The sequence below is a fragment of the Cytophaga sp. genome (assembly GCF_051961495.1).
Lineage (GTDB): Bacteria > Bacteroidota > Bacteroidia > Cytophagales > Cytophagaceae > Cytophaga.
This window is the reverse complement of record NZ_JBQCDF010000188.1, coordinates 41,653-55,996: the sequence shown is the minus strand read 5'-3', so window position 1 is coordinate 55,996 and position 14,344 is coordinate 41,653. Positions and strand designations below refer to the sequence as shown.

Genomic DNA, 14,344 nt, shown 5'->3' with positions numbered 1-14,344 from the left:
TGGTGAATCAGGATTCCAGGGATTTAAGATTTCCCCATTGTGCAATCGTGCCGATATCAACAAAAAAAACTCCAATCCACATATGATTGTGGACAGGAGTTCCTTATTTTATGCTTTTTTGTAAGAAAGCTTACTTAAGCTTTTGCTTCAGCTACCGGAAGAACAGAAACGAATGAACGATCCTGACGACCTTTTTTGAATGTTACGATACCATCTGTTAAAGCGAATAATGTATGATCTTTACCGATACCTACATTTTCACCCGGATGGTGCTGCGTACCACGCTGTCTTACAATAATGTTACCAGCAAGAGCTGCCTGGCCGCCGAATAATTTAACACCTAGACGTTTGCTATGTGATTCACGACCGTTTCTTGAACTACCGACCCCTTTTTTGTGTGCCATGGTATTTAAATATTAAGCTTAAATTAGTTAAGCGATGTGATCAAAACTTTAGTTAATGACTGACGGAAACCGACAGTTTTTCTGAAACCTTTTCTGCGTTTCTTTTTGAAAGCAGTTACTTTGTCATCTTTAAGATGCTCAAGGATTTTACCTGATACTTTAGCGCCTGCTACGCTTGGCGCACCTACCTGGTACTTGTTATTGTCGGCGAGTAAAAGAACGTTATCGAACGTTACAGCAGAGCCCTCAGCTCCTTCTAATCTGTAAACGTAGATAAAGTGATCTTTTTCTACTTTGTACTGCTTGCCTCCAATTTCTACAATTGCGTACATGTTCTTATTGGTTTACTTTTTAAATAATAGGATTGCAAATGTACGGATTCGTAACCAAACTACCAACCTTTCTCCCGAATAAATTCAATGTTGCGTAGTGTGGAAAAGTTTCATGTGGGTTAAAAACGGCCCAAATAAGCCAAAAATGGCCTGACAAATATTCACTTTTTTGTATCCAACTGTTTAACAGATGTTATTCCTTTTTGGCCTGTTTTCTTACAAGCGGAGATGTGGAAAAACAGTATCAACCCCACTTTGGTTTCACTTCCGATTTTATCATTTTTGTAAAGTGCCTATAGCGCTAGTCAAGTAATTCTTTTTTGATCTGTTCGCATTACGGAATTATAAACAGCAATACCCGGTTTGCTCCTCGGCGCCGGCAAATTCTGACATTCCGTACGTTTGATTCAAATACGATATACAAATAATATACATAATAATACAGCGTGATAAAGGCTGCTAAAACTTTATACACTTAACAATTGTTTGTACTGCATAAAGCATTAAACGACGCTACATTATGAGTCTATTAGAAGAGCCTTTATTAAAAGAGAACAAGAACCGATTTGTCTTGTTCCCGATTAAGCACGACGATATCTGGGCAATGTACAAGCAGGAAGAAGCCAGCTTCTGGACTGCCGAGGAAATTGACCTTTCCCAGGATCTGATCGACTGGGCTAACCTGAATGATGGTGAGCGTCACTTTATTTCGCACGTTTTGGCGTTTTTCGCTGCCAGCGATGGTATTGTAAACGAAAACCTGGCGGTTAACTTCCTTGAAAAGGTACAGATTCCGGAAGCAAAATGCTTCTACGGATTCCAGATCATGATGGAAAACATCCATTCTGAGACCTATTCGCTGTTAATTGACACATATATTAAAGATCCGAAAGAAAAAGACCGTTTGTTCAATGCGATTGATACGGTTCCGTGTGTGAAGAAAAAGGCCGATTGGGCACTTCGTTTCATCGATAATGGTTCTTTCATTGAAAATATCATCGCATTTGCTGCTGTGGAAGGTATTTTCTTCTCCGGTTCGTTCTGTTCTGTATTCTGGTTGAAAAAACGCGGTTTGATGCCGGGCCTGAGCTTCTCCAACGAGCTGATCTCAAGAGACGAAGGTTTGCACTGCGATTTTGCCTGCCTGCTATATACAAAGTATATCAACAACAAGCTGCCGGTTGAACGTGTACTTCAGATCATCCTGGAAGCCGTTGAGATCGAAAAAGAATTCGTAACGGATTCGCTGCCGGTGGATCTGATCGGAATGAACGCACGTTTAATGTCTCAGTACATTGAATTTGTTGCCGACCGCTTGCTCGTTGCCCTGGGTGTACCGAAACAGTTCAATGCTACAAACCCGTTTGACTTCATGGAAATGATCTCTTTACAGGGTAAAACAAACTTCTTTGAAAAGAGAGTTTCCGAGTATCAGAAATCTGGTGTAATGGCAGAAAAAGATTCGCAAAAATTCAGTCTTGACGAAGACTTTTAACAGTAAAATTCATTATATTTAATTATAAGATAACATTAAATCCTTTTTAGCTTTTTGCTTATGTTAGTACTTAAACGAGACGGCAGACGGGAGTCTGTAAAATTTGACAAAATCACATCCCGCATCGAAAGACTTTGCTACGGGCTGGACATGAACTACGTAGACCCTACCGCTGTTGCAAAACGCGTGATTGATGGGTTATATGACGGTGTAACAACGGAGGAACTGGATCACTTAGCTGCAGAGACTGCCGCTTCTATGACAACCACGCACCCGGACTACGCTACACTAGCTGCCCGTATCGCTGTTTCTAACTTACATAAGAAAACAAGTAAGTCGTTTGCAAACACGATGAAGCGTTTGTACACGTATGTAGATGCAAAGACCGGTGAAAACGCGTCTATGATCTCCAACGAAGTGTATGAGTTCATACGTAAAAATGCAGCGATCCTAGACTCTGCTATTATCTATGACCGTGACTATGGTTATGATTATTTCGGCTTCAAAACACTGGAGAAATCATACCTGCTGAAAGTTGACGGCAAGATCGTTGAGCGTCCGCAGCACATGCTGATGCGCGTATCATGCGGTATTCACGCAGGTGATATCGATGCAGCGATCGAAACATACAACCTGATGTCTGAACGTTGGTTCACACATGCTACTCCTACCTTATTCAACTCTGGTACACCAAAACCTCAATTATCTTCTTGCTTTTTACTAACAACGCAGGATGATTCAATTGACGGTATCTACGAAACATTGAAACAATGTGCGAAGATCTCTCAGTCTGCGGGCGGGATCGGTCTTAGCATTCACAATATCCGCGCAACAGGTTCATACATTAAAGGTACCAACGGTACTTCTAATGGTATCATCCCGATGCTGCGCGTATTCAACGATACAGCACGTTATGTAGATCAGGGCGGCGGTAAGCGTAAAGGCGCTTTCGCAATCTACCTGGAACCATGGCATGCAGATGTAATCGAATTCCTTGACTTAAGAAAGAACCACGGTAAAGAAGAATTACGCGCGCGTGATCTGTTCTACGCGATGTGGATCTCTGACTTATTCATGCAGCGTGTAGAAGACAACGGCGACTGGTCATTGTTCTGTCCGCATGAAGCGCCGGGTCTTGCAGAATGCTACGGTAAAGACTTCGAAGCATTGTATGAGAAATACGAAAAAGAAGGCCGTGCGCGTAAAACAATCAAGGCACAGGAACTTTGGTTCGCTATTCTTGAAGCACAGGTAGAAACAGGTACTCCGTACATGTTATACAAAGATGCGGCAAACCGTAAATCAAACCAGAAAAACTTAGGTACGATCAAGTCTTCGAACTTGTGTACTGAAATCTTAGAATATACATCTCCGGAAGAAGTTGCGGTTTGTAACCTTGCTTCTATTGCATTGCCGAAGTTTGTGATCAACGGTAAATTCGATCACCAGAGACTATATGATGTAACGTATGTTGCTACGAAGAACCTGAACAAGATCATCGATGTAAACTACTATCCGGTACCGGAAGCGGAGCGTTCCAACAAACGTCACCGTCCGATCGGTCTGGGTGTACAAGGTCTTGCAGATGCATTCATCTTACTTCGTATGCCATTCGAATCGGAAGAAGCAAAACAACTGAACATCGATATTCACGAAACGATCTACTATGCAGCCATGACGGCTTCTAAAGATCTTGCTGTGACTCAAGGTGCATACGAAACATTCAAAGGTTCTCCGGTATCAAAAGGAATCTTCCAGTTTGATATGTGGGGTGTAACGCCTTCATCCGGTCGTTATGACTGGGAAGCGCTGAAACGTGAGGTGAAGAAACATGGTGTACGCAACTCTTTACTGGTTGCTCCTATGCCGACTGCTTCAACGTCTCAGATCCTTGGTAACAACGAATGCTTCGAGCCATACACTTCAAACATCTACACACGCCGTGTGTTATCCGGTGAGTTTGTAGTGGTGAACAAGCACTTGCTGAAAGACCTGATTAAATTAGGTTTATGGAATGATAAGATGAAAAACAAACTGATCGAACAGAACGGTTCTGTACAAAACATCAGCAACATTCCGCAGAACATCAAAGACCTTTACAAGACTGCATGGGAGATCAAAGGTAAAACACTGATCGACATGTCTGCGGACCGCGGTGCATATATCTGCCAGAGCCAGAGCTTGAACATCTTCATGTCTGAAGTGAACTTTGGCAAACTTACTTCTATGCACTTTTATGCATGGAAAAAAGGTTTGAAAACAGGTATGTACTACTTAAGAACGAAAGCTGCTGCAAACGCGATCCAGTTCACAGTAGAGAAACAGGCGGAAGTACACGGCGACACGACTGTAACGGTTGCAGACGCAGAACAAAAAGCAAAAGACATGGCTTGTTCATTAGACAATCCGGAAGGCTGCGAGAGCTGCAGCGGATAGTTTCTTAGGAACAACGTATAGAATAATTACTATGAACCCTGGCTTGAAAGAGCCGGGGTTTGTTTTTGGAGAGGAATATTTCATTCCATTTAAAATTAACATTAACCACAAGTATCGCTATGATCAAACAACAAAAAATATTATTTGCAGTTTTACTCAATACCATCTTTGCTTTTTTATTGGACTTACTTGTAGGATATAAGGAAGGTTGGTTACAGATTATTTTAATTGAAGTTCCAATTATTATCATTGCTTTCCTTGCACTAAAATGGCAACTATGGGCTTATATAGCAATTACTGCATACTATTTCATTCGTTCCTTTAATCTGTATTTTGAAAACTTTTATCTAATAACTAAAAATGGTTTGAATTTCGAATTCAAAATGAATAGTGTAGCAATCAATGTTTTTTCATTTATTTTTTTCTTACTCTTAATCTCCGATTTAAAACGAAGATTAAATTCTTCCAGGCAGAATTGATAAAAAATATGAGTACGCAACGCTCACCTGGCGCCAGTCTTTAGCGAAGCGGGACTGGTGCCCAACATTTAGCAGCCTTCACCCATGTTGGCGTTCACCACACTCACCTATCCAGCGCTCAACCCGTTGTTGTGCCAACGGCCAACAACCAGCTAATGTATGATGTTGTATAGCAACTATAATCACATAGTGTATTTCAAACAATAACTTGTAACATCATAGTACTGGGTTGTTGGCCGCTGGCGCAACAACGGGTGCATTTGTGGTCAGACAAGAATTCTCTCAACAACACTTCCCCCGCCCTTGTCGGAGTTCCCGGGACCATGTATGAAATAAAACGCACAAATGATTCTTCTTGGGTCTCCTCTGGCGCGAGTCTTTAGCGAAGCGGGACTCGTGCCCAGTATTAAGCAGTCTTTGACTGCATTTACAAAAATGCAGTCAAAGACTGCAAAAACACAGACACCAGTGCCGCTTCGCTCAACACTGGCGCCAGACACATCACAACAACGTTACCTCCATCATACAATCTATACCACCTGCATAATTGCGCGCACTGCTGTATTTATATTCTTCTGCTGATAACACAAAACCTGCCCGTACGGGATTATTATGAATATAATCCAGACGTTGTTCAACTAAAAATGTGTTGCTCAATTCTACCGGGTGATAACCATTCTGCCAAAGCTGACAATGCTCATTGCTTGAATTTTTACTGCCTGCCCGTTCAAACATCCACAACATCCATTCCCTTTTGCTTTCAAACGGATTATGCCTGATTGTATCAAGTAATTTGTACGATGTAAATTTCTTGATATCACGAACCACAAAAGCCAGATTTATATCCGCATCTTTCGCGCTGATAATCAAATGTACGTGATTAGTCATAATGCAATACGCATGTACAAGCAATCCTTTGTGCTCAATGCAATATTTTAAACTATCAGTGATAATTGTTCTGTATTCATCTCTTGTAAATACATCAATCCAGTTAACAACGGTAAATGTAACGAAATGTGCATATTGCCCATCTCCTATTTTGTATTTGGAACTCATAGCTGTGCATCCGTATCAATGGATGTGTTAAAAATAAAAAAGTTAATTTCCGAAAATACAAATAAAATAAATGCAGTCAAAGACTGCAAAAACACAGACACCAGTGACGCTGCGCTAAACACTGGCGCCAGAATGACTTTTTATATATTTTTTTAAAACCAGCGAAAAGTCATATCAGACGGCCATGCGGTGTCTCACTTTATAATCTTCTATGTCTCAATTCAAAATTTGAGCCTTTTAAGTGCACTGCCTGCGCTACTTTTGGTGCATGGTCTTTTGATCAGCAAAATCATAACCGTTCACCAAATCAACCATCACTATGAAAAAAATCGAGTACCTCTTTGGGCTGCTTTTATTGCTTGTTACGACAAGCAGTTTGTACGCGGCAAACGAACTGAATATTCAGGATTTAACAATCAAAGATCCCTCCGGAACTGTGCTGAGAGATGATGGCAATGGCATTGTCGTCTGTCCCAATAAAAATTATTCTTTCAGCTTACGTGTAGCTACTTATACAACTCAGTCATTCAGCCAGAAAATGTACCTGCTGGTGCGCGTTAACAACGGCGTTTTTGGCCAGAAGGATATTGAAGCGGGAGAAGAATTCAATTATGAAGATTTCAGTTTCAACATTACGCCTACAAACTCCGGGCAATTAACAATTACAGCCGACATTTCTGACAACCCGCTAACGTTGGGTTATATTACGTCTGACAATGACCCGAGCGTCTATTTTATTGCAACAGGATGCCAGACAAATACTGCCAACCGGAATTATTGTCCGCCCGGCGCCGTTGATCCTGGTAAACCCGGCACCAACTCAAATACAATCACTACGTCTACGTATGTTTATTATGGTGCCGTTCCGGGAGAGCGCATTACATTATGTCCTTTTATCGGAAGCCGCCAGGTAAGAACCAGCTATTGCGCCAGTTTCCAATGGCAATATTATATGGGCTTCGGCGGATCGCTTCAGAATTTTAGTTCTCCCGGTTATTATCTATGCAACGAAAATGACAATCCCGATAGATTATATGATATCTATAATCCGAGTTTCATATTTCCCGACGGAAAAGAAGACGCTGATGGATATACGCATGTACGTGTTTATCGAAACTGGCTGCAGATTCCGAAAAAGTGGTACGACTGGTACAATTCAAATGGCGTGTATGACAATCCACCTGAGTCCAATCAATACAGTAATCCCGTTGATATAAAAATTGTGAATATAAAATATATGAACAGCTATTATCTGGTGCCGGGCAGTACTTATGTAACGTGCGGCGAAACAACTACATTAAACTATCCTTATATTCCGGATGCGACATATACCTGGACTCCTGGTCCCGGATGTACAGTTACTGCACCTGATCCTAATAAACCGTTTGAAACTGTAGTTTCATTTTCTATAGCAGGGAACCGCTATGTTAACCTAACCATCACAGCCAATGACGGCCGCTTTGCCCCTATTGCGATGACACAATGGTTTTTCGTTCCTAACCAGATGAACTATCCTGTACTACAAAACATCACAGCAAATGCCGGAGAACCATTAACTATTACATTACCTGAAGTACAAGATGCTACTTACACATGGGATATACCAGGAGCTGTATTCGATGGCACGCCAACAAATATCTGCAGGATCAATAATTTTACTTCTGCTTATGTAAATAAAAGTTATACGGTAACCATTACTCCGACTACATCTACAGGCTGCAGACAACCTGTTAGTAATTCTGCTGCTATTACTGTGAATGATAAAGTGCTTCAGTTTAACGGCAGTTCGCAATATGTACAGATCCCGAACTATCCGGCATTGAATATAGGTACAGGAGACTTTACCATGGAAGCCTGGATCAACGCCTCCAGCACACAGCCTGCATTTCCGCAGATCATGTCCTATCGTTCCGGAAGCAACAATGGCTTTTTGTTCGGACTTTTCGTCAATGGGCAACCATTTATACAGATGGGCGGTTCTACCGGAAACTGGCGATGTGAGACCTGCCCCGACCTGCGTGATAACAATTGCCACCACGTTGCTATTTCCCGTCATAGAGATACCATGAGTTTCTACCTGGATGGAAAATGGATGCAGAGTTACCCGGTCGGTTATCTTACACGTAACATTCAATCACCCGGAAACCTGTATATCGGTCGTGACTATGCATCTCCTTCGAGTACCTATTTCAATGGACTTATACATGATGTCCGTATCTGGAATGCAACACGTTCAGCTGAAGATATAAAAACGAATTACAACCGCGCGCTTACAGGCACAGAACCTTCTCTCATCGGTTTCTGGAAGCTAAACGAAGGACAGGGACAGGTTGCATATGATTATAGTATTTACCACATGAACGGAACATTAGGAAGCACTACCGATGTTGAAAGCTTTGATCCTGTCTGGGCTGATTTCAATTGCACCAATCTGAATCGCATAGCCTTTACTGATACTGAAGATATTGAGGAACAAGCAGCCCTGCCTGTAACAACGGACCAGGAAATTAACCTTTACCCTAACCCAACGCAGAATGGCTTCTCTGTTAGCCTGAAAAACGGGGATGCTTCAACACTGGTAGATATAAGTATATACAATGTAACCGGAGCGCTGATCATTGAAAAAAATCAGGTGCCGCAAAACGAAATAATAGATCTGAAAAGCTATAATCTTGCGGCAGGTATTTACCTGGTAAAAATACACACACCGTCAGGAACATTTAGTAAAATTTTAAATAAAGAATAATCTGTTTATGAATAAAAATGCACACACAGCTACTGAATCTGTGTGTGCATTTTTTTTATTATGATGCGTCAAAATCTGTTTGAAGCACCTTTTAAATTATTCCTTCCGCAATTTCATATATACATTCCTTTCAATAACATTTCCTGCTTTACTTAATAGAAAGGTATTATTACAAATGTCTGTACTATTGTTTGTTTACCCGATTTTTAGCATATTTGATTATGCAGCGGGTGATTCAACAGCTTATCCACCCCTGATATTTCCCCTCCCAAAAAAATCGGTAAAAAATATCTTTACAGAAACAATTTACCATGCTTCTGACCCAACTTAATATTATTCTGATCATACACGCTGTATGTCTGGGAGCAGTATTATTCTTTAAAAAGAATATTCTGCCTGCCAATAAACTTTTAGGAGCTGCATTGCTCCTGATGAATTTTACCTATATCGATAACATCTCTGCATTCAATCATATTCCAAGCAAATATCCCTATCTCATACACATGGATGTGGGTACACTGCCGGCAGTAGGTCCTCTTTTTTATTTATATGTACGCTCTATGATGGGCGATACATTCCGGCTGAATAAAAAAACATTTTTACATTTTATTCCATCGGTATTAATTTTTATCGCTTTCCTTCCCTTTCACTTTAAACCATATACAGAGCGCATTGCATATATTAATAATTATTACAACGAATTACCAACAGATATTTTTCTATTCTCCATCTTCGTTTTCGTACAGATAAGTATTTATATGGGCATGAGCATCCTGTCGCTCCGCCGTTACCAGCAACGCATAAGCACGCTGCCATTTTCTGAATTCCATCAGGTCAATCTTACCTGGCTGGTGCAGTTGCTCATACTTCTGTCAGTACTCAATCTGATTCTTTTCCCTACAGTGCTGATGTTTCCCTTTATGGAAACATTAATGTATGCGCCTATTGTAACGGCCTCTATTTACATGATCATTGTATACAAGAGTCTGCAACAGCCGCTTCTTACGATTCCATTGCAACAGTTACAATCCGATCTGCAGGAAACTCAGAAAACAGACACGTCTGTACCTGTTACCAGAAACCTGCAATTGCCTAACGAACTTATTGAACGCTATATTAAAAAAATAGATCAGTCGATGAACGAACAGAAGCTTTATCTTGACCCTGAATTAACGATTAAAAAAATGTCAGATTCAACAGGTATTCCTACGCATCATTTATCATACGTATTGAATGAAGAATTCAAAAGCAATTTTTTTGATTTTATAAATAAGTACCGGCTGGAAGAATTCCAGCAGATACTTACCGAAAAGAAAAACCAGTTCATGAAAATTGAAATGCTGGCCTATGATTGTGGTTTTAATTCAAAGGCAACGTTGTACAGGGTATTTAAAAAGAAACATCATATCAGTCCTTCAGAATACCGAAAGGCTCTTGAAAAACAGAATGCTTAACATCTGTATTGTCTTTTATTTTTCCAGTTAATTACACGCCGCAAAGAAAGTGCTGCGCTTTACTTATTGCTTGTTGGTAGAATTACCCGGCACAGTTTTTTTATTGTTTGGTGTTGTTGTCTTGCCGCTTGGATTAGGCTTGTTGGGCGATTCATTCTCATTCCTCGGATCTGTCTTGTACTCCGGATTCGTAATCGGATTTTTGTTGTACGCACTGGTGTCCACTTTATTTTGCGGATCGTTTTTGATCACCCCGTCGTTGGCTGTGCCTCTATTATCAGGCGTACCGGTGTTTCCCGGCGCAACGGATGGCGAAGTACTCTGGTTTGGTGCAGTGCCTGTGCTGTTGTTTGTTTGGGCCTGCGCACCGGCAATACCGGCAAATAAAATGAATGCGAAAATAATGGTTTTCATAGATGTATTGTTTAGCTGGTTAATAAAGATGCGTATGCATGTTAAGATACTTATGCGTTTTCTTTCAGCAAGAAAGAAAACGCTGAAAAAATTTCATTACACAATTTTGAATTTATGTTATAAACCATTCATATATATCAACCCTCTTTTTTGATACCATTGACGCCAGAGCTAATCTAAATTCAAACAAAAATACTAACAAACAACCCTATAGCATCCAACCTTTATTTTACATATCTTGGCATAAGCCTACATGTTTACGCTATGAAACAATTTGTATTTCTTCGCAGCACTACCTCTTACCTGCTTCTATTTTTATTGATCCTTTGCATAACCTTAATAAATGGTTGTAGTAACAACACACCATCTGAGCAGGTTGCAGCAACAACAGATTCCGTAGCAGCATCGATTGATACCGCTGCGCCCATGCACTCTACCTCCGGCAACCACACGACCGTCCCTGAAGATACCATCAAAGCGCTTAAGATTGTTTATGTAACGAATGGCAACACGAACCCATACAGTGAGATGGACGACAATACCGCTTCCGGCAGCGTGCTCTCCTATGCCTCACCACTGGAGGTACTCGAAGAATATCCGGAATGGTATAAGGTACGCTCCCGGAATAATGCAGAGATTTATATATTCTATGTGTTCAAAAAAGATGTCTCAGATGAAAATCCGGTTGCATTAAGACTTTTCTTTCCGGCATTCCAATTTGTACTGAAAGGGTTTCAGCATGCAGAAGAGTATGGAACGGAAACACCAGAGCATTTCTATTACCAGGAAGGAAGCGAAGAAGAAAGCAACGTCAGCAAAGTGCGGACTATTGAAACAGATAGTATCATCTTATATGAAAGCATGAATACCTATGATCTGATCAAACACATTAAAATTGTTCCTAAGAATGCAGGTGATCGTTTTGTGGTTTCTTTGGCCTACGGTCAGCACATCAGCGAAGTAACAGATTATACAAACCCTAAATCGGAACAGCACCTTGACAAACACCAGCACTGGTTCGAATTAACACCTTATAAGATACTGCCCGATACAGGCGGAATCTTTTTGCCAATCGGCTATTATAACATTACTCAGGCAGAAGAAATCGCATGCAGAACTGCCATGGGGAAAAAGTATGGTTTGAAAGATACTTCAATGATTATTCCCCGTGAATATGATATCACAGTAGACTTTGTAAAGAAAGGACGGTATTATACTTACAGCCTCGGCGCGTTGTATTTACGAGTGCAAAGATTTACCAACGGAAAGTTAGCAGGGACGCGCTACATCGTAATCCGCCAGGATGAGAGCGGCTGCTGATTCAGACAAAGAATAAGAATTGAAATGAATGATAACTGGCAACACATCCGGACAATCACAGACGGCGAGCCTTTGGAGCTTCATGGCCTTAATATCTGGAACCACGACTGGAAAAGCACCGGTGAAAGCATACGAATCAAAGATCCGCTTTACGGGCAGGATTATACATTCCCTGTTTATGAAATAAGCAATGCATACACATCGGTACAATTTGCCGCAGGTGAATTTTCAAATGATGTGTGGGGTATTTATATGAAATCGTATTAAACATTCATGCTTGTAGAAAAAATTATCATTTCTGCATGCTGAAAAACAGATAAGGCGCACAGATAAGCCAGAGCGGAATCAATAGCCACAGATGTCCTTTCAAAATATTATAATCTTCCAGCAATTGCGCCCAGGTATGTCCTCTGTACAAACCAAACCCAAACTCAAAACCCAGCGTTAAAAGCATCCAGCACACACCTGTAAGTAAAGCCTGCATTGCTGATGCGGGAGGAAATTTCCTGACAATAAAAAACATATATATTCCCAACAGCAGCAGTAGCGAAAAGGTAGAAAGCTGGCGCGCGGTTAATTCAGTAATATATTTTTTATACCACAGATCTCTTGCTGTTCCATTCACTATGGCAATAAAAAGCATGGGAAACCAAAGCAGGAAATATTTTAACATACACAAATAAAATTAAGCATAAACTATACTGTGGGGAAAACACACTAAATTCCCGTTTTTATATACCAAATTTATAATATTCCGCTTTGCCAAACACTGACGCTGGTCAGCAGGAAAAATTTATTAAGTCATTAATTCCGGTGTTTAATAGCTAACGCAACTCCAGGGTCCATGACTGGAATTGTTATTCCATGTAAATTCCGTATTTTTATACCATTAAAATCTCTTTATACATATAGATCTTTTCTGCAACAGCGCCTTTGCTGCTGCTTGCCGTTTTGTTGTGACAGACAAACACGGTTCAATTATTATTTCTACATGTTATAAAGAGTATCATGAAACAACATATAAAAGTTGCCGTCATTGGCGGCACAGGTAAGTCAGGTAAATACCTTGTTCAACAATTAATCCAACAAGGCTATTTCATAAAACTGCTCGTACGCAATCCTGATCACGCTCCGATTCAAAATCCCAGGATTAAAATCGTACATGGTAATGTAACCGATTATGCTGCAGTACATGCCTTGCTTGAAGACTGCCAGGCTGTGATCAGCACGCTTGGCTTAGGCGTTCCAGCAAGTGAGCCAACCATCTTCAGTCAATCTACGTTGCATATCCTGAAAGCGATGCATGACTTAAACATCCACCGTTATGTTGTAACAACAGGTTTGAATGTTGATACGCCTTTTGATCAGAAAGGTCTGCAGGCAGCATATGGAACCGAATGGATGAAGAAAACATTTCCAGCTTCAACCACCAATAAACAGGACGAATATAAACTGCTTGCTGCAAGTAATGTCAACTGGACTATGGTGCGGCTCCCGGCCATAGAACAGACACAGGAAGCGCCGTCCATACAAATCAATCTGCGGGATTGTCCCGGTGACAAAATAAGCGCCACAAGTCTGGCCAATTTTCTGGTTGGTCAATTGACTGACGAAAGTTATATCAGACAGGCTCCATTTATTGCAAACGGATAGTTAATTATAAAACCGGCAGCAAGTCATACCAGGGCTTGCTGCCTTTATAAAATAAAAGATTAAGCTTATGGGAATGACTACAACGCTTTATGGCTGTATTATAGAAAATGGTTTGCTGCATACACCGGAGCAGGATAAAATCTATGCACATAATACATCCATCATCCATGCACTTCCTGCACACGACGAATGGCCACCGTTAACACGTAACATGTTTGCCATAACAGACAACGCCGATTTTTCGAATAAAAATACCGGTCCCAATTACGCTTACTCCGGACGAATCATACATTTTGGCGGCAACTTCAAATCCATAGAGCTTGAATGGAAAGAATGGGAAATTAAATTTGAAGAACTGCTTTCAAAATTATTATGGCTGGAAGCCACCGTGCATCTGCAAACTGAATATGCTTCTTTATTTACATTCCGCTGGCATGTTGATCTGCTTGAATGGAATTTAAGCCAAGACAATGTCACTCAGGTCATACCAAAAGAATTCTGGAAGTTTGAAAGTAATGCACCGTTTTAGGAAATAATACTTTTGATGACCGCATT

At 40.7% G+C, this 14,344-nt stretch carries 14 protein-coding genes; 9 read left to right on the top strand and 5 right to left on the bottom strand.

The window, feature by feature from the left end; genetic code table 11:
* Positions 1–134: 134 nt before the first annotated feature.
* Positions 135–404: a 50S ribosomal protein L27 gene (rpmA, locus tag ACTHJT_RS10310; protein ID WP_440237940.1), complete on the bottom strand. Its 270-nt coding sequence runs from the start codon at positions 402–404 to the stop codon at positions 135–137.
* A gap of 23 nt (positions 405–427) precedes the next feature.
* The gene (gene rplU, locus ACTHJT_RS10305) at positions 428–736 is read right to left on the bottom strand and encodes a 50S ribosomal protein L21 (RefSeq protein WP_440237939.1); all 309 of its coding nucleotides are present in this window, start codon (positions 734–736) and stop codon (positions 428–430) included.
* Between the two features lie 520 nt (positions 737–1,256).
* Here rplU and ACTHJT_RS10300 point away from each other — a divergent pair.
* From ACTHJT_RS10300 to ACTHJT_RS10290, 3 genes are all read left to right on the top strand, one after another.
* Positions 1,257–2,231: a ribonucleoside-diphosphate reductase small subunit gene (locus ACTHJT_RS10300; protein ID WP_440237938.1), complete on the top strand. Its 975-nt coding sequence runs from the start codon at positions 1,257–1,259 to the stop codon at positions 2,229–2,231.
* Positions 2,232–2,291: 60 nt separating this feature from the next.
* Positions 2,292–4,667 (top strand): ribonucleoside-diphosphate reductase subunit alpha, encoded by a 2,376-nt coding sequence (locus ACTHJT_RS10295; protein WP_440237937.1) that lies wholly within the window; start codon positions 2,292–2,294, stop codon positions 4,665–4,667.
* Between the two features lie 119 nt (positions 4,668–4,786).
* Entirely contained in the window at positions 4,787–5,146 is a 360-nt protein-coding gene (locus tag ACTHJT_RS10290; RefSeq protein ID WP_440237936.1) for a hypothetical protein, read from the top strand.
* Between the two features lie 501 nt (positions 5,147–5,647).
* Here the strand turns inward: ACTHJT_RS10290 and ACTHJT_RS10285 are convergent.
* Positions 5,648–6,202: an REP-associated tyrosine transposase gene (locus ACTHJT_RS10285; protein WP_440237935.1), complete on the bottom strand. Its 555-nt coding sequence runs from the start codon at positions 6,200–6,202 to the stop codon at positions 5,648–5,650.
* Between the two features lie 319 nt (positions 6,203–6,521).
* On the opposite strand from ACTHJT_RS10285, the gene ACTHJT_RS10280 reads away from it, so the two are divergent.
* Positions 6,522–8,948 (top strand): LamG-like jellyroll fold domain-containing protein, encoded by a 2,427-nt coding sequence (locus ACTHJT_RS10280; protein ID WP_440237934.1) that lies wholly within the window; start codon positions 6,522–6,524, stop codon positions 8,946–8,948.
* A 311-nt stretch (positions 8,949–9,259) separates the two neighbouring features.
* The gene (locus ACTHJT_RS10275) at positions 9,260–10,402 is read left to right on the top strand and encodes a helix-turn-helix domain-containing protein (RefSeq protein ID WP_440237933.1); all 1,143 of its coding nucleotides are present in this window, start codon (positions 9,260–9,262) and stop codon (positions 10,400–10,402) included.
* Between the two features lie 63 nt (positions 10,403–10,465).
* On the opposite strand, the gene ACTHJT_RS10270 is transcribed toward ACTHJT_RS10275, so the two are convergent.
* A complete protein-coding gene (locus ACTHJT_RS10270) occupies positions 10,466–10,816 on the bottom strand; it encodes a hypothetical protein (protein ID WP_440237932.1) in 351 nt (116 codons plus the stop codon).
* Positions 10,817–11,080: 264 nt separating this feature from the next.
* On the opposite strand from ACTHJT_RS10270, the gene ACTHJT_RS10265 reads away from it, so the two are divergent.
* Together ACTHJT_RS10265 and ACTHJT_RS10260 are read left to right on the top strand one after the other, a co-directional pair.
* Complete coding sequence (locus tag ACTHJT_RS10265) at positions 11,081–12,136, top strand: hypothetical protein (RefSeq protein ID WP_440237931.1); 1,056 nt, start codon at positions 11,081–11,083, stop codon at positions 12,134–12,136.
* A 24-nt stretch (positions 12,137–12,160) separates the two neighbouring features.
* Entirely contained in the window at positions 12,161–12,403 is a 243-nt protein-coding gene (locus tag ACTHJT_RS10260) for a hypothetical protein (protein ID WP_440237930.1), read from the top strand.
* Positions 12,404–12,428: 25 nt separating this feature from the next.
* Here ACTHJT_RS10260 and ACTHJT_RS10255 read toward each other — a convergent pair whose 3' ends face one another.
* Positions 12,429–12,809, bottom strand: coding sequence for a hypothetical protein (locus ACTHJT_RS10255; protein ID WP_440237929.1), 381 nt, complete (start codon positions 12,807–12,809; stop codon positions 12,429–12,431).
* A 335-nt stretch (positions 12,810–13,144) separates the two neighbouring features.
* On the opposite strand from ACTHJT_RS10255, the gene ACTHJT_RS10250 reads away from it, so the two are divergent.
* Positions 13,145–13,789: an NAD(P)-dependent oxidoreductase gene (locus ACTHJT_RS10250; RefSeq protein WP_440237928.1), complete on the top strand. Its 645-nt coding sequence runs from the start codon at positions 13,145–13,147 to the stop codon at positions 13,787–13,789.
* A gap of 73 nt (positions 13,790–13,862) precedes the next feature.
* On the top strand, positions 13,863–14,318 hold the full coding sequence (locus tag ACTHJT_RS10245) for a hypothetical protein (RefSeq protein WP_440237927.1): 456 nt from the start codon (positions 13,863–13,865) through the stop codon (positions 14,316–14,318).
* Positions 14,319–14,344: the final 26 nt, after the last annotated feature.